Origin of the sequence: Streptomyces sp. MRC013 (assembly GCF_023614235.1) — a bacterium.
GTDB lineage: Bacteria > Actinomycetota > Actinomycetes > Streptomycetales > Streptomycetaceae > Streptomyces.
Genome location: NZ_CP094264.1, coordinates 238,995 through 257,727, shown reverse-complemented (window position 1 = coordinate 257,727; position 18,733 = coordinate 238,995). Strand labels below are relative to the sequence as shown.

Below are 18,733 nucleotides of genomic sequence, written 5' to 3'. Positions count from 1 at the left end.
GTGCCGCACGCGGGACCGGCCGTCGTCCCCCGTCCGGCCGCCGAACTGCCCCGAGTCACCCCTGCGGCCGGTGAGCGGACGGGGGAGGCTGAGCGAACGCCCGCCGCGCGGGCGCGGCGACCGGGGCGGGGGCTGCGAGGCCGCCGTCGGCGCGGCCGGTTCGGTACGCGGCTCCGGCACCGCGCGGTACGCCGTCCGCGGTACGGCGCCGGCCGGCGCGCCCCGTCCGCCGCCCCTCCCGCGCGGACGCGCGATCCTGTCGGGCCGGCTCCGCCGCCGAGGCGCGGGCTGCCGTCCCCCGCCCACGGGGCGTACGGGCCCCGGGCGTCCGGCGGCCGCCGGAAAGCTCCGGTGAAGGGCGCGGAACCGGGGCCGTCAGGCGCGTTCGTGCGCGAACAGCTCCAGGTGGCCGCACCGGGGGCAGCGGCCGGCGTCGATCTGCCAGCGGGGGCGGCCCATGCGCTTGGCGCCGCCCAGCATGCCGCGCTCCAGGGGGCCGGCGATCCAGCGCGCGTAACCGCGGGAGTGCTCGCCGTCGTCCTCGACGAATCCGGGTTCCAGACCGACGGTCCCGCACTGGGTGCACTTGGAGGTCTCCACCCGTCGAGCATAGGGCTTCGGGCCGCACCGCCGGCGCGATCCGCCCGGCGTGGCGCACGGCCCGAAGCCGCGGTCACCCGCGGTCGGCGGGAGGCCGGGTGCGACCGGGCCCTCGGTGTGCCGCCGTCACCACGATGGTGGTGTACCGCATCGTGAAGGCGCCGCCCACGGCGTCGACGGCGGCACCGGCGCCCGCCGAGAGCCGGGCCAGTACGGCCGGCGGGAGGCCGCAGTGGCCGCCCGTCGTGGGGAGCTGGTCGAGCCACGCGTCCCGCGTGTACGCCTGCTCCCAGGCGAACCGCCACACCTCGGGCGCGTCGAACGCGCCCGCCGCCCGCATCCCGTCGGCCGCCCGGACGGAAAGCGCCGCGTACCCCGGGTGCTCCCCCTCCCCGCCCGCCGCCCTCCAGAGGCGGGCGGCGGGCGCGTCCGGTGCGAACCGCCCGTACACCTCGGCGAAGGCCCGGGCGAGGTCGCGCGGCGGCCGGCCGTCGTTCCAGAACACGGCCAGCCGGCCCCCGGGCCGCAGCACCTCCGCGGCCTTCGCCGCGCCCGCGACCGGGTCCACCCAGTGCCAGGCCTGCGCGGAGATCACGGCGTCGAACGACCGGCCGTCCGGGTCCCACGCCTCGAACGCGGCCACCTCCACCTCGTGGCCGTCCCGCCGCGCCCGGTCGGCCATCCGCGGGTCGGGGTCCACGCCCAGCACCGTGCAGCCGGCCGCCCGGAACCGGCGGGCCGCGATGCCGGTGCCGATGCCGACGTCGAGGACGTCCCCGCCGGGCGCGGCGGCGAGGACCGCCTCGATCAGGGCGCCGGGGTAGCCGGGTCTGGCCCGGTCGTAGCGTTCGGGGTCGACGCCGAACGACTCGGCGACACCGTGTGCGCGAAGGGGGCTGGAGCGGGGGAGGGCCGGTTCCCCCGGAGGTAAGGTGGGCATGTGCCCACTATGAGTGGGCACATGCCCACTCGTCAACGGGTGAAGAACCTTCGAGCACGGGGAGGACCGCACGGTGCCGACAGGAGTGGCGATCCGAGAGGTGCGGCGGCAGCTGTTCGACGCCGCCGAGCGCGTCCTGCTGCGGGCCGGCCCCAGCGGCCTGACCAGCAGGGCGGTCACGGCGGAGGCCGGTTGTGCGAAGGGCGTCCTGCACCGCCACTTCACCGACTTCGACGACTTCCTGGCCGGTCTGGTGGAGGACCGCGCCGCCGGGATCGAGGCCCGTGCGTCCGCCCTGCGCGACCGCGCCGGCACCGGCACGGTCGCCGGGAACCTGACGGGCGCCCTGACGGACCTGTTCGGCACGGTCGCCGTCGCGGTCGTCGGACTCGTCGCCGGCCGGGACGGACTGCGGGCGCGGCTGCGCCGGACCCGGCCGACGGGGGTCCCGCTCCTGGCGGAGGCGGCGGCGGCCCTGGCCGACTACCTCGCCGCCGAACGGGACCTCGGCCGCCTCGCACCCGACGCCGACGTGGACGCGCTCGCCCCAGCGCTGATCGGCGCCGGCCACCTCCTGTACGCCGACCGCACGGGCCCCGCTCCCACCCCCGAGGCGCTCGGGAGGACGGTCGCCGCCGTCGTCGCCCCCTGGGGTCCGGCGGGGGCGGGCCGGCCGGGCGCACGGCCGCAGGAGTGAAACGCGGAGAGGTGGAGAGGCGGTCCGGGCAGAGTCAACGAGTACACCGAGGACGGAGGCACACCCATGGCGAGCATCGATCCCCGACCGCTGGACCCTGTCGGCGCCGCGTGGAACACGGTCGGCAGCTACGACTCGTACGAGGAGGCGCAGGCCGCCGTCGACCGCCTCTCCGACGAGAAGTTCCCGGTCGAGAACATCGACATCGTGGGGTCGGATCTGCGGCTGGTGGAACACGTCACCGGCCGGGTCACCAAGGGCAGGGCGGCGGCCGCCGGCGCCGCGAGCGGCGCGTGGTTCGGCCTGTTCATCGGCATCCTCCTCGGCTTGTTCACGCCGGGACCGGCCTGGCTCGGCCTGTTGCTCAGCGGTGTTCTCCTGGGTGCCGTCTGGGGCGCCGTGTGGGGCTTCGCCGGGCACGCCGCGACGGGCGGGCGCCGGGACTTCTCGTCCGTCCGCAGCCTCGCGGCGTCGAGGTACGACGTGATCGCGCGCGGCGGCCACGCCGAGCGGGCGCGGGCGGTCCTGCACGGTTCCGGCCCGTCGGTCTGACGGCCGGTCGGCCTGACGGCCCGGAGCCCTGACGGCCCGCCACCCCGGCGATCCGCCGGCCCGCCGGCCCGTCGCCCCGCGCACGTCGCTCCATCCGGCCGACCGCTCCCGGTCCCGGTGGCCCCGTGCCGCGCGCAGCGGCCCCCGGCACGGAACCGGACGGCCTCCGGGGCCGTCACGGGGGGTCCCGCCGTGGAGGGCCGGCCGCCGTGCGGCGGCTCGCGACCAGCGCCAGGACGCCGATGGCGACGAGCGCCCAGCCCCCGCTGACGGGGAAGGAGAAGACGCACAGCGGGACGCCCAGGGCCAGCAGGTACCAGCCGACCTGGGCCGGCAGGCGGCCGGTGGCCCGCAGGACGTGCCGGGTGAGCGTGCCCAGGGCCAGGAGCGCGACCCCGCCGGCCATGAACCAGATGCTCGCCTCGCGGGCGAAGTGGTGGGACGCCCCGGCGTCGACGGAGGTGCGGAAGAAGCCGTCCGCGGCGATGCCCGCCCAGTCGTTGGGCTGGGCGAACGCCCAGACGAAGTGCAGCACGGCCGTCGCGATGATCAGCCGGGGCGTCCAGCGGGCCGGGCCGTTCACGCGACCGGTTCCTCCCCGTGCGGCGCCAGGCGCAGCGCCAGGTCGTAGACCTCCCGCAACTCCTCGGCAGGCAGCGGCGGTACGACCTGCTGGGCGCCGACCAGCAGCAGGTACAGCAGGCGGGCGAGCGGTGTCGCGTCGGCGTCCCCGCCGGCGCCGCGCACCAGCTCCCGCAGGTAGCCGACGCGCGTCCGGTCCACCCGCTGCTGGAGGGCGTGCACCTCGGGGTCCTGCAGCGCCCAGGCGCGCACGGCGATCTCCAGCGCGTCGCTGCCGTCCTTGTCGTCCAGCACCAGCTCGCGCAGGTACAGCAGCCGGGCGCGCGGGGTGTCGCCGCCGCGGCGGTCGGCGTCGGCGACGTACCGGCCGGTGTGCTCGGCCTCGTAGTGGGCGAGCAGGTCACTCCGGTACCCGGCCATCCCCTTGAAGTGGTGGTAGAAGGAGCCCTTGGTGAGCTTGAGGCGCGCGGCGAGCCGGTCCACCGTCAGTGCGGGCGCCCCCTCCTCGCCCAGGACCCGGAGGCCCTCCTCCAGCCAGTCCCGCCTGCTCGCCATGGGCCGCTCCCGCCTGCTCGCGCCGTCTGATGCGTGACCTACCGTACCGTATGGTACGGGGCGGGGGCGCTTTCCGCGAGGGCGGGTCCCGACGCGCCGCCCGCGCCGGACCGGGCGGTCGGCAGCACCCCCCCCGCGCCGGAGGGGCGGAGCCCGACGGCCGCCCGCGGGCCTCCCCTAGCCTGTGACCATGAACCAGCCCACGCCCCCGCAGCCCGGCCCCCACGGGGCATATCCGCCGCCGCCCGCTCCCTACGGGCTTCCCCCGCAGCCGGGTGCCCACCCGGCACATCCGCCGCAGCCCGGCCCCTACGGGGTGCACCCGCCGCAGTATCCGCCGCACCCCGCCCACCGGGCGGCGGGGCCCTGGGGTGCGCCGCCGCCCGTCGCGCCGCCGCCGGGCAGGAAGCGGACGTTACCGGTCGTCGGCGTCGTCCTCGGTTCCGTCTCCGTCCTCGCCGGACTGGCGTACCTGGGAGGGAGGGTCGTCGGCGCCGGCGGCACCGCGCGTCCGCTCCCGGCGGCCGAGTACCGGCTCACCGTTCCCGGCACCCTCCTCGACGGCGACTACCGGCTGGCCGAGGACCGCTCGGAGGAGATGGACGCACGCGCGCGGAAGGAGACCGACTCCGACGGGCCGGGCTGGCGCATCACGTCGACCGTCGTCGGTACGTACGACGGTACCGCCGCCGACGTGCAGCGCCGCCTGACGCTCGTCGGGATGTCCGGGCGGTTCGAGAAGCCGGAGCGGCAGCGCGACAAGTTCCTGAAGGGGATGCGCGAGGCGGACGGGGTCAGGGAGGCCCGCCCGTCGAGGACGGTCAGGCCCCCCCGGCTCCGACGTCGAGCTGCGGTGCACGGTCCTGCTGCTCGACGAGGCGGCAGGCACCTCCACGGTCCCCGTCTGCGCGTGGGGGGACGCGAACACGATCGCCTACGTCGCCTTCCCGGCTCCTCCGGGCACCGCCCCGGACCCCGACTCCGTCGACCTCACCGCCACCGCGCGGAGGGTGCTCGGCGTGCGCGCCGAGGCGAGGCGGCCGACCGGCTGAGCCCGCCCCCCGCCCGCAGGTGCGAGCCCGCGGGCGGGGGGCCGGGAGGCCGGGGCGCCCCGGATCACAGGGCGGACGGCTCCGGGCGGGCCGACGAGGCCGAGAGCGTCGCGCTGTGGCGCTCCGACCAGCTCTCCAGCGCCGTGCGGCAGGCGTGGTCGAGGTGGTGGAGGCCCGACAGGTCCAGCTCCACCGGGCGGTCGTGGGGGAGCCCCTCCAGGGTGTCCAGGATCTTCGGCAGGCGCAGGAAGGTCGCGTTGCCCGACAGGTGGGCCTGGACGGGGCCGGCACCCTTGTCGACGACGGTCAGCCGGATGTGCGACGCGTCCCACGCGGCCTTCACCACGGACAGCGCGAGCCCGATCAGCACGCCCTCGAACATGTTCACCGCGACGATCGCCACCGCCGTGACCACCAGGATCAGCGCCTCCCCCGATGCGCCCGCCACAGGGAGAGGACGGCCCGGAAGGGGATCAGCTTCCAGCCCGCGTGGACGAGGATGCCCGCGAGCGCCGCCAGGGGGATGAGCCCCAGGGCGGCCGGCAGCAGCGCCGCGAACAGCAGCAGCCAGACGCCGTGCAGCACCCGGGCCGCCTTCGTCCGGGCACCCGCCTGCACGTTGGCCGAGCTGCGGACGATCACCGCGGTCATCGGCAGCGCGCCGAGCGCGCCGCAGACCGCGTTGCCCGTGCCCTGGGCGATCAGCTCCCGGTCGTAGTGGGTGCGCGGACCGTCGTGCAGCCGGTCCACGGCCGCCGCGCTGAACAGCGACTCCGCCGACGCGATCAGCGCGAACGCGAGGGCGGTGCCGAGCAGGGCGACGTCGCCCAGCTGCCCGAAGGCGTCGGGCCCCGGCGGCTGGAGGGCGCCCAGCAGCCCGTCCACCTCCACGGTCGCCACCGGCAGCGCGAACAACTGCGTGACGGCCGCGGCCAGGACGACCGCGGCGAGCGCGCCCGGCACGGCGCGGGCCCGTCCGGGCAGGCGCCGCCACAGCACGATCACGGCGACGGTGCCCGCGCCGACGGCGAGCGAGACCAGCGCCGAGCGGCTGCCGAGGACCTCCACGACCGCGCCGGGCAGGCCGGCGAGCTTGTCCGGTCCGGAGGCGGGAGCCTTCATCCCGGCGGCCGCGTACAGCTGCCCGGCGATGATGACGAGGCCGATGCCGGCGAGCATGCCCTCCACCACGGACAGGGAGATCGCCCGGAACCAGCGGCCCCACTTCAGCGCGCCCAGGGCGATCTGGATCGCCCCCGCCAGCAGCACGATCACGCCGAGGGCGGGCAGGCCGAACTCGTGGACGGCCTCGAAGACGAGCACGGTCATGCCCGCGGCCGGCCCGGAGACCTGGATGCTGCTGCCGCGCATCAGGCCGGTGACGAGGCCGCCCACGATGCCGGTGACCAGGCCGAGTTCGGCGGGCACCCCGGAGGCGACGGCGACGCCCAGGCACAGCGGGACGGCGACGAGGAACACGACGAGGGAGGCGGCGAAGTCCTGCCGCAGGTGGGGGAAGCGGGACGACATGGTGTTCGCCCCCTTCACAGCGACTCGAAGGCGTCGGTGGCCGCGCGGTGTTCCCGTACGGACCCGGTGTGCACCTCGTAGTACCAGCCGCGCAGCGTGAGCCGGCCGTCCTCCAGGCGCCGCCCGACGCACGGGTACGAGCGCAGCCGCAGCAGCTGGGCCAGCACGTGGTGCTGCACGGCCTCGGCGACGGCCGGGTCGTCGGCCGGCCCGGCCGCCGGTTCGGGCGCGGCGTGCGCCAGCCACTCGCGCACCGCCGGTACGGCGCTGAGGTCCTCGCCCCGCACCAGCGCGCCCACGGCGCCGCAGTGGGAGTGGCCGCAGACCACGACGTCGCGCACGCCGAGGACCTCGACGGCGTACTCGATCGTGGCCGCCTCGCCGGTGGGGCGGCCCGTGGTGTACGGGGGGACGATGTTGCCCGCGGTGCGCAGCTCGAACAGCTGGCCGGGGCGGGCGCCCGTGATCAGGGCGGGGACGACCCGCGAGTCGGAGCAGGTGATGAAGAGGACCTCGGGCGACTGGCCCTCGGCGAGCTCGGCGAACTCCTCAGGGCGCTGTCCGAACGTACGGGCGTTGTCGATGAGGGGTTGCATCAGGTGATTCCTCCTGGCGCGCGCGACGGCGCGTCGGACCGATGAGAGACGGGACCGGGTGGACGGCGCCGCTCAGCAGCGGAAGACCTGGAGGTCGGCGAGGGTGGGGGCGGCGCGCGGTCCCTCCCGGCCCGACCGGACGAGCGGCCCGGCCCGTGGGAGGCCGCCCGGCGGGTCGGCCGTGCGGGAGGGGTGTGCGGCCGTCGGGGGCAGCGGCGCCCGGGTGCCGGCCCGGTGCCGGTCGCGGCCGCGCGGCGCGCCGTTGACGGCCGGTCCGGACTGCTCGCACTCCTTGGCGCCGACGCTCGTCTGCCGGCCGGCCGCCGGGGCGTGGACGAGGGGCGACTGGGCTGCGGGGTGCGGGGCCGCGGCCCGGGCCCGGACCGCGGCGGCGAGGGCCGAGGTCTGCACGACGGCGAGGGCGAGGGCCACCAGGGGCAGGACGAGGAGGGCTAAGACGGCGGACGGGGCCGTACCGGCCGGCTTCGGCGACCGCATGCTCCCTCCCTCTCCCCTCCACGACCACGGACCCCGGCTTCACCAAGAGCACTTAAAGGCCGGGTCAACGAAGTGTAATGTCGGTCGGGGTCCGAAGTGGCGAAGACACGGTGAACAAAAGGAATTTTCAGCAGGAAGGCGGACCGGGGCGGCGGAGAGCGGGGGGCCCGGCCCGCCGGACGGCGCGGCCGGAGGACGGGGCCCCGCGGGGACGGCTGCGACAGGCCCGTACCGGTGGCCCGGGCGAGACGGGACCCGGCCCGCCCGGGCCCGGCCGGAGCGCCCCGGGCCGGGCCCGGAGGCGTCCGCCGGGCCGGGCCGGCCGGCCGGGTACGCCGACTCGCGCCGGTCCCGGCTCTGTGCCACTGTGAATGAGGCACCGCGAACGTGCCCGGACGGCTCACCCGTCCACCGTGCCCGGCGTGCACCCGGCACCGCCGTCGGACGGGCCGTCGATCACCTGCCCGTACCCCCGACCTCCGTGCCGCCCCGCCCGCCCCGTCGCCCGGGGCCGGGCCGGGCCGTCGACCCGCACCGCGGGCCCCGTGCGGCCCCCCGCGATGCCGGCACCGCGTGCCGCGGACACCGTCGGCGGACGGGGGTCACCGGCCGATGTGAGGGAGCGCCGCAATGGCCAATGCCATCGAGGACTACGCCTTCATAGGCGACCTGCACTCGGGCGCGCTGGTGGGGCGCGACGGGTCGATCGACTGGTTGTGCCTGCCCGGGTTCGACTCGCAGGCCTGCTTCGCCGCTTTGCTGCACGACGAGGAGGCGGGCCGGTGGCTGCTGGCCCCGGCGGGGGGCGGCCCCGCGACGCGACGCCGGTACCGGGACGACACCCTGGTCCTGGAGAGCGAGTGGCACACCGCGGACGGCGGGGTGCGCGTCGTGGACTGCATGCCGCTGCGCGGCGAGGGCGCCGACGTGGTGCGGCTGGTCGAGGGCGTCAGCGGGCGGGTGACCATGCGGATGGACCTGCGGCTGCGCCCCGACTACGGCCGGATCATCCCGTGGGTGTACCGCGCGGGCGACGGGCTGCGGGCCGTGGCCGGACCGGACGCCTTCTGGCTGCACACCCCGGTGGAGGTGCACGGCGAGAACCTGGCGACCCGGGCGGAGTTCACCGTCGAGGCCGGACAGCGGGTGCCCTTCGTCCTCACCCACAAGCCGTCCCACCTCGTCAGCCGCCTGAAGCCGGTCGACGCACTGCCGGCGATCGGGGCCACCGAGCGGTTCTGGCGGAGCTGGACGGACGCGTGCGACTACCGAGGGCGGTGGGAGGGGGCCGTACGGCGCTCCCTGATCACCCTGAAGGCCCTGACGTACCGGCCCACCGGGGGCATCCTCGCCGCGGCCACCACCTCGCTGCCCGAACAGCCCGGCGGCCCGCGCAACTGGGACTACCGCTACTGCTGGCTGCGCGACGCCACCTTCACCCTCCAGGCGCTCATCGGCACCGGCTACCTGGAGGAGGCGACCCGGTGGCGGGACTGGCTGCTGCGCGCGGTCGCGGGCAACCCCGCCGACCTTCAGATCATGTACGGCCTCGACGGCACCTGGCGGCTGCCCGAGTACGAGCTGGACTGGCTCTCCGGGTACGGGGGCTCGCGCCCCGTCCGGGTCGGCAACGCCGCCACCCGCCAGTTCCAGCTGGACGTGTGGGGAGAGGTACTCGAGTGCTTCTACGTGGGCCGCGAGGCCGGGATGCCCGCGAGCGACACGGCGTGGAGGATGGAGCAGGCGCTGCTGGACTTCCTGGAGGGCAACTGGCGGGAACCCGACCTCAGCCTGTGGGAGGTCCGCGGCGGGCCACGCCACTTCGTGCATTCGAAGGCGATGGCGTGGGCGGGCGTGGACCGGGCGGTGCGCGCGGTGCTGCACCAGGGCCGCCAGGGTCCGGTGGACCGCTGGAAGCGGCTGCGCGACCGCATCCACGAGGAGGTCTGCCGGGAGGGGTTCGACGCCGAACGGAACACCTTCACGCAGTTCTACGGTTCGAAGGGCGTGGACGCCGCCCTCCTGCTGCTGCCGCGCATCGGCTTCCTGCCCTGGCACGACCCGCGCGTCCGCGGCACCGTCGACACGGTGTGCCGGGAACTGGGCGAGGACGGCTTCCTGCACCGCTACCGGCCGGAGGCGGACGGCGGCGTCGACGGCCTGCCGGGCTCCGAGGCCACCTTCCTGGTCTGCTCCTTCTGGCTCGTCGACGCACTGCACGGCGTCGGCCGCCACCGGGAGGCCCTGGAGCTGTTCGAGCGGCTGCTGGACCTGCGCAACGACGTCGGGCTGCTCGCGGAGGAGTACGACCCGGCCACCGGCCGCCACCTCGGCAACACACCGCAGGCGTTCAGCATGGTCGGTCTCGTCAACAGCGCGCTGTGGCTCAGCCGTACGGCGGACATCAGCGCCGTGGACGGCCGGAGCCTGCGCCCCGGCACCGGGGCCGCCGCACCGGCCGCACACCACGACCGCCCGCGCCGCTGACGCGGCCCGGCCGAAAGGACGTCCATGAACGACACCGCCGCGCCCGCCCCCCGCGAGGCCGACGTGCTGATCATCGGCAGCGGCCCCGTCGGATGCGCCTTCGCCCGCGAGCTGGTGGCCGCGGGCAAGAGCGTCCTGATGATCGACGCCGGTTCCCAGCTCTCCCGCCGCTACGGCGAACACCTGAAGAACAACTACCTGTTCCAGAAGAACATCGACCTGTTCGTCTCGGTCATCAGGGGGCACCTGCTCCCCCTGTCGACCGCCACCAACAGGGAGCCGGTGCTCACGCTCGACCCGTCGGCGTTCTCCTACGACCCGGACAAGTACGCCGGCTTCTCGATGCGCAACCAGAACCCGGAGCAGCGCAAGCACCTCAACCTGCCCGCGGCGGCGGCCACCTACGCGGTCGGCGGCATGGCCACCCACTGGACCTGCGCGATCCCCCGCTTCCACCCCGAGGTGGAACGGCAGTACGGGGGGCAGCCCTACCCCATCGGCGAGAAGGAGATGGACCGGCTCTACGACGAGGCGGAGCGCCTGCTCGCCCGCAGCACCTCCGTCTTCGCCTCCTCCGCCCGGCACCTGCTGGTCAAGCGGGTGCTGCAACGGGCCGGAGAGGAGTGCGCCGACATCACCGAACTGCCCCTCGCGGTCCGCGACCGGGCCGACTCCGACCAGACCTCCGCGGTGACCTGGTCGGCCGCCGACACCGTCCTCGGCGAGCTGGCCGACCCCGCCCACACACCGCCGCGCGGCTCGTTCTCCCTGCTGCCCGAGCACCAGTGCGTACGGCTGGAGATCGCCGGCTCGGACAAGCACCAGGAGGTCCGGTACGCCGTGGTGCGCGACCTGCGCGACGTTCGCCAGGAGATCCGCCTGCGGGCCGAGACGTACGTCGTGGCCTGCGGCGCCGTCCCGACCCCGCAGCTGCTGTTCAACTCCGGCGTCACCCTGCCCGCCCTCGGCCGCTACCTGACCGAGCAGCCCATGTCGTTCTGCCAGGTCGTGCTCCAGCAGGAGCACGTGGACCACATCGAGGACGTCCTGCGCGCCGGTCCGGGCGACGACGACCCGGCCCGTGCCGCCGCCGACCGCGTCGCCCGCTACCGTGCCGCACAGCTCAAGCGCCTGCACTCCGGCGACAGGTGCGCCGACCCCGTGCCCTTCCCGCCCACCGAGCGGGACCCGAACCTGGCCCTGCTGGTGACCGGCCGCCGCCCCTGGCACTGCCAGATCCACCGCGACGCCTTCACCTACGGCGCCGTACCGCCCAACATCGACCCCCGGCTCATCGTCGACCTGCGCTGGTTCGGCATCTGCCGGCCCCGCTCAGAGAACAGGGTCACCTTCTCCCGCAGGCTCCGCGACACCCTCGACATGCCGCAGCCCACGTTCCACTTCTGCCTCGACCAGGCCGAACGGAAGGAGACGGACCGCATGAACGAGCACATGCTGCACACCGCCGCCGCGCTCGGCGGTTTCATGCCCGGCTCCGAACCCGTCTTCCTGGCCCCGGGCCTGCCGCTGCACATCGCGGGCACCACCCGCATGGGGACGAGCCCGATGGACAGCGTCGTCGACGAGCACTCCAAGGTGTGGCACATCGACAACCTCTACCTCGGCGGCAACGGCCTGCACCCCTTCGGCAACGCCTCCAACCCCACGCTCACCAGCGTCGCCATGGCGCTGCGCGCGGCCGACACCATCGTCAAGGGCCACCCCGGACGCTGACCCCCGACCCCCTGGACCCCACCATGCCGGCACAGACCACCCGCGGCCCGGACGGCATCCATCTGGGCATCACCCCCACCTGCTGGACCAACGACGACTTCCCGCTCATCGGCAACCACATCCCCATGGAGCAGTGCCTCAGCGAGATCGCCCTCGCGGGGTTCGAGGGGTGCAGCATCGGCCACACCTTCACCACGGACGTCGCCGCGCTGACCGCCGCGATGCACCTGCGCGGCCTCAGCGTGAGCGAACCGTGGGTGAGCACCTACCTCACCGTGCCCGACGGCCCCGCGCGCACCGCCCGGCACCTGCTGGAAGTGCTGGAGTTCCTGAAGCGGTTCAACGCCTGCGACCCCCCGGTGAAGACCCGCATCATCGGCGTCGCCGAGTTCGGCGGATCCGTCCACCTCCAGGCGCTCAGCCTGCGCGGCAACAAACCCGAGTTCACCGACGAGCAGTGGGCCGACCTGTGCGACGGACTGAACAAGATCGGCGAGATCACCGCCGCCCAGGGCTTCACCCTGGCCTACCACCCCCACATGGGCACCGGCGTCCAGACCGGGGAGGACGTCGACCGGCTCATGCGGCACACCGACCCGCGCCACGTCGGCCTCCTACTGGACACCGGCCACCTCACCTGGGCCGGCGCCGATCCGGCGGGGGTCGTCGAACGCCACCGCGACCGCATCGCCCACGTCCACCTGAAGAACGTCCGCGGCACGGTCCACGCCGACCGCACCCTGTCCGACGGCAGCTTCCGCGAGTACATCGAGGCGGGCATCTTCACCGTGCCCGGCGACGGCGACGGCGACATCGACTTCGACACCTTCCTCGCGGTCCTCCGGCCGGGCGAGTCCTACCGCGGCTGGCTGGTGGTGGAGGCCGAGCAGAACCCGCTCGGCGGGCACCCACCGCTGTACTACGCCCAGACCGCCCACGCCTACCTGGCCCGGGCCCTCGGCTGACCCGGCCCCGACCGCACCCCTCACCGGAAAGGCATCCCCATGGGCGCAAGCACCCCCCTGGACATCCGCGTCCCCCGGTTCACCCGGGAGGTCCTCCACGACAACCTCATCGAGGGCTACTGGCTGGAGGCCCCCGATGTCGACGGGGACGGCCGCCCCGACCTGGTCGGCCACGGCCTGTACCTCGGCGAGATCTACTGGTACCGCAACCCCGGCTGGGAGCGGCGGCTCGTCGCCGACGGCTTCCACATGCCGATCGGCGCCCACTACGGGGACGTCACCGGCAACGGCCGCCCCGACGTCGTGGTCTGCTACGAGCTGTACGGCGCGGGCGGCCGCATCGACGACCCCGACCCCGAGGGCGGGAAGATCGACTGGATCGAGAACCCCGGCGAGTTCGGCTCCGAAACCCGTTGGAAGCGCCACTACATCGGCCGGCAGACCGCCATGCACCGGCTGCGCCTGGGCCGTTTCACCCAGACCCGCACACCCGAGCTGATGGCCCTGCCGACCGTGGGCGCCCGGCACGTCCACGCCCTCGTCCCCGTCCTGCTGTTCAGCCCCGACGACGACGTGCGCCGGCCCTGGAACAAGCGGATCCTCGACGACAGCCACTTCCGCATGATCCACGGTGCGGAGATCCGGAAGAACCCGCTGCCCGGCAGCGAACACCTCGACTCGGTCCTGCTCGCCTCCGAGGAGGGCGTGACCTGGCTCCACTACGACGAACGCGAAGGCCGGTTCACCACCACGCGCATCGGCTCCGGCGAACAGGAGCGGTTCGAGCGGACCGGGTTCAAGGGCAGCGGCGACGTCGGCGCCGGACGGATCGGCGACGACCCGCACGCCTACGTCGTGGCCACCGAGCCCTTCCACGGCAACACCGTGGCGGCCTACGTCAAGGAGCAGCCCGGCACACCGGTGGCCGAGGCGTCCTGGCGCCGGATCGTGCTGGACGTCTTCGGCGACCCCAACGAACTCGGCGAGGGCCCCAGCCACCAGATCGTCTGCGCGGACTTCGACGGCGACGGCGACGACGAGTTCCTCGTCGCACTGCGCGGCCCGTACCCCTGGCAGGGAGTCTTCTACTACAAGGCGCTGGACATCGCCGCCGGGGTGTTCACCAAGTGGCGGGTCTCCTCGGACAGCGCCGCGCGGATCGCCATCGGCGACTTCGACGGGGACGGCCGTCTCGACTTCGCCACCATCGCCTACAAGGTCGACAAGTACTTCCTCGCGGAGGACGCCAAGCTCTGCCTGTTCCGCAACGACATCGAGCAGGCGGCCGGCCGGCCGTGACCACCCCGCGTGCCGAGAGCCCCGCCCGCACCGGACGCCCGGACACCCACCGCCATGAGAAACCGTAGACCGCTGTGGCCCTGGTGCGTCGGAGCGGCCGGCGTCGCGGCGCTGGTCGTCGTGGTGACCGTGGTGGCGGGTGCGGGCGAGGTCGCCGTGACCTCCCTGAGCGTCATCATCTCGGCCACCGTCGGCCTGGTCGGCTGGTCCTGGCAGCGGACCCGACCCGCCACCCCGGCCACCCGGACCGAACTCGAACAGGCCGCGGAGGCGCTCGCCGCCATGGTGCGCCACCAGTGGAGCGAGGAGGCCGCCGCACAGGGACTGCTCGACCCGCACCCGCTGGCCGTGCGCTGGCGCAGCGACCAGGCGCAGGCCGGGGACCACGCGCGGATGGTCGGCCGCGCCCTGTCCGGCCGCAGCGACGACGTCCGCGCCTTCGCCGCGGCCTTCCGCGCCCTGCCCCACCGGCGGCTGGTGGTCCTCGGCGACCCCGGGGCGGGCAAGACCTCCCTCGTCGTCCTCCTCGTACGCGAACTCCTGCGCGCCCCGGAAGCCGGGGAGCCCGTCCCCGTCCTGCTGGACCTGGCCCCGTGGAACCCCCGCAAGGAGCCGCTGCTGAGCTGGATGGCGCGCCGCATCCACGAGGACTACCCGGCCCTGCGCAACGAACAGGCCTACGGCCGGGACGCCGCCCGCAAACTGGTCGCCGAAGGACGCGTCCTGCCCGTCCTGGACGGTCTCGACGAACTCCCCGCCGACCTGCGGGCCCGGGCGCTGACCGCGGTCAACCACGCCGTCGCCGTGCACGGCCCGCTGATCCTCGCCTCCCGCAGGGCCGAGTACCACCGGGCCGTCGCGGACACCGACGTGCTCACCGCCGCCGCCGTGGTCGTCGCGGAACCGGTGGCGGCGGCCGACGTGGCCGGCTACCTGCGCAGCGCCGTCCCGCCCAGGCGCCTGCCCGCATGGCAGCCGGTGATCGACGAACTCACGCTGCGGCCCGAGGGGCCCGTCGCCCGTGCCCTGTCGGTTCCGTTGAACGTCTGGCTCGCCCGCACCGTCTACACCTCACCGGCGGCCGACCCCGCCGAGCTGACCCGCTTCGGCGACGCGGAAAGCCTCCGGCACCACCTGCTCGACGCGCTGGTCCCGGCGGTCTTCACCGCGCAACCGGCCGCCTCCGACCCGTCGGCCCCCGACCCGCGCCGTACCGCCGCCGCCCGCTGGCACCCGTACGACGCCCGCACGACGCTCGCCTTCTTCGCCTCGCACGTCGAACGCCAGGGCACCGACGACATCGCCTGGTGGGAGCTGCGCCGCGCGCTGCGGCCGGACCCGGCGGGCCCGCTGTCCGGGCCGGTGGCCGGCGCGGTGATCGGATTGGGCGCGGGCTGCACGGCGGCCGACTACTTCTACTGGACGTTCCCGCCGCTCGCACGGTTCGGGTACTTCCTGGCCGTCACGCTGGCCACGGGCGTCGCGGCGACGGTGGTGATCCGGCTCGCCCGGGTGGCCGACCGGGGAGGGCCGGCCGAGCCCTCCGGGCCCCTGCCGGGCGACCGGGGACGGCCGCGCGCCCTCGCGGAGGCCGCGCGCCGCCTGGGAGCCGGATGCGCCGTCGTCCTGCCGCTCTGCGCGGGGGTGGGGGCGGTGACCGAGCGCTGGGCGCGGAGGGTCGAGGAGATGGACACGGGGTTCGAGATCGGCGTGGCGCCGTACACCGGGCTCAAGGCGGGCGTCGCCTGGTTCTCGTGCATGGCGCTGCTCGCCCTCGGCGCGCTGGGTTCCTCACTGCTCCGCCGGCGGTCGGGGGAGCGTCCGCGCACCGCGGGGCACCGCACCGCACGGGTGCGGAGGGTCCTGGCGTTCTTCCTCCTCTTCTGGCTGGGCGCCGAACTCGCGGGCCTGCTCCTGTTCATGTCCGTCCGCCAGGCGACCGGACGACCCGCCGGGGAGGTGTCGTTCCTCGCCCCCTACGAGTCCGTGGTCTTCCTCAGCCAGGACGCGGCCTTCCACGCCTGCGTCTTCCTCCTGATCACCGGCATCATGGTGGGGCTCGATCCGGCCGGCGGCCCGTCCCGTCCGACGCGGCTGGACTTCCACGGGTCGAAGCGGCTGCTGTGGGCCATGTTCCCGGCGTCCCTGGGCCGGGGCCTCCTGGTGGGCGTCTGCCTGGGGGTCTCGCTCGCCTTCCTGGCACCCTGGATCTTCGACCTGTCCTGGTGGGAGAGGTGCGTCGCGACAGGACTCTTCGGGGTCTTCCTCGGCCTCCTGTTCGGGACGGGGCACGCCATCCTGCGCTGGGCCCGCGTCCCCGCCGACCTGGAGCAGGAGACCCCGCAGTCTACACTGCAGGGCGACCGCACGGTCGCCGTCGCGCTCCTGGTGGTCAGCGTGGTGCCGCTCCTGACGAAATGGGCCGTCACGCTGCAGGGGGGCCTGGCCGACAGCGACATCCCCGGCGTGCAGGCCGTGGGCCGCTCGCTGCTGCCCCTGGAGTCGAACCTCTCGGTCGGGCTCGCCGCCGGCCTCCTGGCCGTGTCGAGCACCGCCTACTTCGCGTACCGGGAGACCGGCCTGCGGCTCGCCGCGACCGGGCGGCTGCCGCGGCGGCCACTGTCCTTCATGGAGGACGCCCGGCTGCTCGGCCTGCTCAGACGAGTCGGCCCCGTCTACCAGTTCTGCCACGCGGAGTTCAAGGAGCGCATCGCCGGCGGCGCCGGCGCGGGGAGCGGCGGAGCGCGGGACGGCGGACACCGGGCACGACCACCGCGTCATCACGACGGCCCCCCCGCGGCCTCCGCGTGACGCTCCCACGACAGCGCGTCCACCACCGCCGCGGCCGTGTGGGCCCGCTGGAGTTCGCCGCCGAACGCGCCGCTGCGGAGCATCGGCCAGGTCTCGGAGAACCGGGCCTGCACGCGCACGGCGACGCGGAGCCGCCCGTCGACGTCCCAGCGGTCGGGGAGGGCGAACTCACCGGAGATGTCGGGGGCTTCCGAGAAGTCGGCCTGGAGGAGCGCGGCCAGGTACTCGTAGCAGTCCAGCGCGTCGGAGATCGTGCGGTCGCTGTCGGCGGCCGGCTCGGCGAGCACGTCCCGCAGCCGTTCCCGCAGCCAGGTGCTGTGCGCCGCCCGGACGGCGGCCGGAGGGTGCGGCCGCCCCAGCAGCGCGTTGAGGCGTTCACCGGGGCCGAGGACCTCCCCCCGCACGCAGGGCGAGCACGGCGGGCCCGGACTCGGCGGCGGCCCGGTGGGGGCGGACCGGGACCGGTTCGAGGAACAGCCGGCCGAGGAGGTCGTCGCGCCCGGCCAGTACGGCGGCGCCGCCCGCGGCGGACAGGGCGAGCAGGGCCGGGTAGAGGTGCGGCTCGCCGTCCCTCCCGCCGCGGGCGCCCCCGCCCGCGTTGAGCAGCCGCCGCAGCGCGCGCACCCACACCCGGGTGTGCGCCCCGGACTCGTCGTGGAACGCGCCCACGGCCATCAGGTGCAGCAGCGTGTCGCAGTCGCTCTCGTAGCGCTCCAGCACCTCCCGGTACGCCCGCGGATCCGGGAACCGCACGCCGGCCGGGTACCGGTCGCCGTCCGAGACGCGCTCCACCACGCGCGCCGCCTCGGCGTCCACCAGTTCGTACAGGTCGATGCGGCGCACCGGGTCGGGCAGCGCGCGTTTGAGACGGGCCACCGACAGCTCGCGGGTGGGCGCGGGCTCCGCCCGGTGCGCCAGGGCCTCCACCCGGGCCAGCAGGCCGGGCAGGAACTCCTGCGCGGTCAGCCCCCGCACCACCACGGCGCCGTGCCGGGCGACGAGCTCGGCGGCCCTGCCCCGCACCCCGTGCGGGGCGGCCCAGAACACGGGGTACCGGCGCGTGGCGCGGCGTTCGAAGCAGGCGACCAGCGCGTGGTCCCACCGGGCGGACCAGCCGCAGACGATCAGCCCGTACTCGTCCAGCACCTGGTCCACCAGCCCGGCCCAGGCAGCCGGGTACCGCTCCAGTTCGCGCTCGGTGTTGCGGGCCTCCAGGTCGGTCAGGTCGCCGTGCAGCTTGACCACCGTGGCCCGGGCGTGCGCCAGCGGCGTCATCCCGCGCAGGCTGCCGGGGCCGTGGACGACCTGCGGCTGCACCCCCGCGGCCGCCAGGGCCTGCTCGGTGAGCCGGTCGAAGTTAGTGGTCAGCACCACGCGCACCCAGCCCTGCGCCACCAGCCGGGCCACCGCCCGGTGCGCCGCCCCGGGCAGCTTGAGCCCGTCCCGCCACTCCGCGTCGTCCGGCTCGAAGTAACCGCGCAGCAGCTTGTGCCGGGCGGCGGAGGTGCCGCCCAGCGCCTCCAGCAGGGCGGAGTAGCCGAGCGGCCCGCCGTCCCCGTGGCGGGCCCACCAGGACTCCGGATCGGCCGCGGCGAGCTCCTCGTCCGCGCCGCGCGCGACGGCGGCCCGGTGCACCAGGTCCGTGACGATCTCCCACCCGGTGGGCACCCCCGCGTCCCGCGACACGCCCGCGCCCAGCAGCAGCGCGTACACGCCGGGCCCGGCCTGCACGCACATGGCGAGCGAGACCAGGGGGTCGAGCCCCCGCACCGCCGCCGTCGGCGCGGCTCCGCCGTGGTCCCTCATGCCTCCCACTCTGCGCCGACGGCCCACGC

General features: G+C 75.2%; 15 protein-coding genes and 1 pseudogene. 7 read left to right on the top strand and 9 right to left on the bottom strand.

Going from position 1 to position 18,733, the window contains the following annotated elements:
- Nucleotides 1-375: 375 nt before the first annotated feature.
- A complete protein-coding gene (locus LUW75_RS01160; protein ID WP_250333945.1) occupies nt 376-600 on the bottom strand; it encodes a hypothetical protein in 225 nt (74 codons plus the stop codon).
- A gap of 73 nt (nt 601-673) precedes the next feature.
- Nucleotides 674-1,540 carry a class I SAM-dependent methyltransferase gene (locus LUW75_RS01155; protein ID WP_250333944.1) on the bottom strand — a complete coding sequence of 289 codons (867 nt, stop codon included), beginning with the start codon at nt 1,538-1,540 and terminating at the stop codon, nt 674-676.
- A gap of 73 nt (nt 1,541-1,613) precedes the next feature.
- Between LUW75_RS01155 and LUW75_RS01150 the strand changes: the two genes are divergently transcribed.
- Together LUW75_RS01150 and LUW75_RS01145 are read left to right on the top strand one after the other, a co-directional pair.
- The gene (locus LUW75_RS01150) at nt 1,614-2,237 is read left to right on the top strand and encodes a TetR/AcrR family transcriptional regulator (protein ID WP_250333943.1); all 624 of its coding nucleotides are present in this window, start codon (nt 1,614-1,616) and stop codon (nt 2,235-2,237) included.
- Between the two features lie 66 nt (nt 2,238-2,303).
- Entirely contained in the window at nt 2,304-2,789 is a 486-nt protein-coding gene (locus tag LUW75_RS01145; protein ID WP_250333942.1) for a YflT domain-containing protein, read from the top strand.
- Between the two features lie 175 nt (nt 2,790-2,964).
- Here the strand turns inward: LUW75_RS01145 and LUW75_RS01140 are convergent, their stop codons facing one another.
- From LUW75_RS01140 to LUW75_RS01120, 5 genes and pseudogenes are all read right to left on the bottom strand, one after another.
- Nucleotides 2,965-3,372, bottom strand: a complete 408-nt coding sequence (locus LUW75_RS01140; RefSeq protein WP_250333941.1) for a DUF6463 family protein — start codon at nt 3,370-3,372, stop codon at nt 2,965-2,967.
- Nucleotides 3,369-3,926 carry a TetR/AcrR family transcriptional regulator gene (locus tag LUW75_RS01135; protein WP_250333940.1) on the bottom strand — a complete coding sequence of 186 codons (558 nt, stop codon included), beginning with the start codon at nt 3,924-3,926 and terminating at the stop codon, nt 3,369-3,371. Before LUW75_RS01135 ends, LUW75_RS01140 begins: the two co-directional genes overlap by 4 nt.
- 1,116 nt (nt 3,927-5,042) lie before the next feature.
- Nucleotides 5,043-6,508 (bottom strand): annotated as a pseudogene (locus LUW75_RS01130) (SulP family inorganic anion transporter).
- A gap of 14 nt (nt 6,509-6,522) precedes the next feature.
- The gene (locus LUW75_RS01125) at nt 6,523-7,104 is read right to left on the bottom strand and encodes a carbonic anhydrase (protein WP_250333939.1); all 582 of its coding nucleotides are present in this window, start codon (nt 7,102-7,104) and stop codon (nt 6,523-6,525) included.
- 72 nt (nt 7,105-7,176) lie between these two features.
- The gene (locus LUW75_RS01120; protein ID WP_250333938.1) at nt 7,177-7,602 is read right to left on the bottom strand and encodes a hypothetical protein; all 426 of its coding nucleotides are present in this window, start codon (nt 7,600-7,602) and stop codon (nt 7,177-7,179) included.
- 630 nt (nt 7,603-8,232) lie between these two features.
- Between LUW75_RS01120 and LUW75_RS01115 the strand changes: the two genes are divergently transcribed.
- From LUW75_RS01115 to LUW75_RS01095, 5 genes are read left to right on the top strand one after another with little or no spacing between them, the layout of a single operon-like run.
- Entirely contained in the window at nt 8,233-10,089 is a 1,857-nt protein-coding gene (locus LUW75_RS01115) for a glycoside hydrolase family 15 protein (protein ID WP_250333937.1), read from the top strand.
- Nucleotides 10,090-10,113: 24 nt separating this feature from the next.
- The gene (locus LUW75_RS01110; protein ID WP_250333936.1) at nt 10,114-11,823 is read left to right on the top strand and encodes a GMC oxidoreductase; all 1,710 of its coding nucleotides are present in this window, start codon (nt 10,114-10,116) and stop codon (nt 11,821-11,823) included.
- Between the two features lie 23 nt (nt 11,824-11,846).
- Nucleotides 11,847-12,788, top strand: a complete 942-nt coding sequence (gene iolE, locus LUW75_RS01105) for a myo-inosose-2 dehydratase (protein WP_250333935.1) — start codon at nt 11,847-11,849, stop codon at nt 12,786-12,788.
- 39 nt (nt 12,789-12,827) lie between these two features.
- The gene (locus LUW75_RS01100) at nt 12,828-14,087 is read left to right on the top strand and encodes an FG-GAP repeat domain-containing protein (RefSeq protein ID WP_250333934.1); all 1,260 of its coding nucleotides are present in this window, start codon (nt 12,828-12,830) and stop codon (nt 14,085-14,087) included.
- A gap of 54 nt (nt 14,088-14,141) precedes the next feature.
- Entirely contained in the window at nt 14,142-16,898 is a 2,757-nt protein-coding gene (locus LUW75_RS01095; RefSeq protein WP_250333933.1) for an NACHT domain-containing protein, read from the top strand.
- On the opposite strand, the gene LUW75_RS01090 is transcribed toward LUW75_RS01095, so the two are convergent.
- On the bottom strand, nt 16,868-17,302 hold the full coding sequence (locus LUW75_RS01090) for a hypothetical protein (RefSeq protein ID WP_250333932.1): 435 nt from the start codon (nt 17,300-17,302) through the stop codon (nt 16,868-16,870). The two genes, LUW75_RS01095 and LUW75_RS01090, sit on opposite strands and share 31 nt — an antisense overlap.
- Nucleotides 17,274-18,704, bottom strand: a complete 1,431-nt coding sequence (locus tag LUW75_RS01085) for an SIR2 family protein (protein ID WP_250333931.1) — start codon at nt 18,702-18,704, stop codon at nt 17,274-17,276. Before LUW75_RS01085 ends, LUW75_RS01090 begins: the two co-directional genes overlap by 29 nt.
- Nucleotides 18,705-18,733 lie beyond the last annotated feature (29 nt).

Excerpts from the sequence above, each read along its gene's own strand:
- LUW75_RS01155 (WP_250333944.1), bottom strand. The coding sequence starts at position 1,540 with ATGCCCACCTTACCTCCGGGGGAACCGGCCCTCCCCCGCTCCAGCCCC.
- LUW75_RS01145 (WP_250333942.1), top strand. The coding sequence starts at position 2,304 with ATGGCGAGCATCGATCCCCGACCGCTGGACCCTGTCGGCGCCGCGTGG.
- LUW75_RS01135 (WP_250333940.1), bottom strand. The coding sequence starts at position 3,926 with ATGGCGAGCAGGCGGGACTGGCTGGAGGAGGGCCTCCGGGTCCTGGGC.
- LUW75_RS01125 (WP_250333939.1), bottom strand. The coding sequence starts at position 7,104 with ATGCAACCCCTCATCGACAACGCCCGTACGTTCGGACAGCGCCCTGAG.
- LUW75_RS01120 (WP_250333938.1), bottom strand. The coding sequence starts at position 7,602 with ATGCGGTCGCCGAAGCCGGCCGGTACGGCCCCGTCCGCCGTCTTAGCC.
- LUW75_RS01115 (WP_250333937.1), top strand. The coding sequence starts at position 8,233 with ATGGCCAATGCCATCGAGGACTACGCCTTCATAGGCGACCTGCACTCG.
- LUW75_RS01110 (WP_250333936.1), top strand. The coding sequence starts at position 10,114 with ATGAACGACACCGCCGCGCCCGCCCCCCGCGAGGCCGACGTGCTGATC.
- iolE (WP_250333935.1), top strand. The coding sequence starts at position 11,847 with ATGCCGGCACAGACCACCCGCGGCCCGGACGGCATCCATCTGGGCATC.
- LUW75_RS01100 (WP_250333934.1), top strand. The coding sequence starts at position 12,828 with ATGGGCGCAAGCACCCCCCTGGACATCCGCGTCCCCCGGTTCACCCGG.
- LUW75_RS01095 (WP_250333933.1), top strand. The coding sequence starts at position 14,142 with ATGAGAAACCGTAGACCGCTGTGGCCCTGGTGCGTCGGAGCGGCCGGC.
- LUW75_RS01085 (WP_250333931.1), bottom strand. The coding sequence starts at position 18,704 with ATGAGGGACCACGGCGGAGCCGCGCCGACGGCGGCGGTGCGGGGGCTC.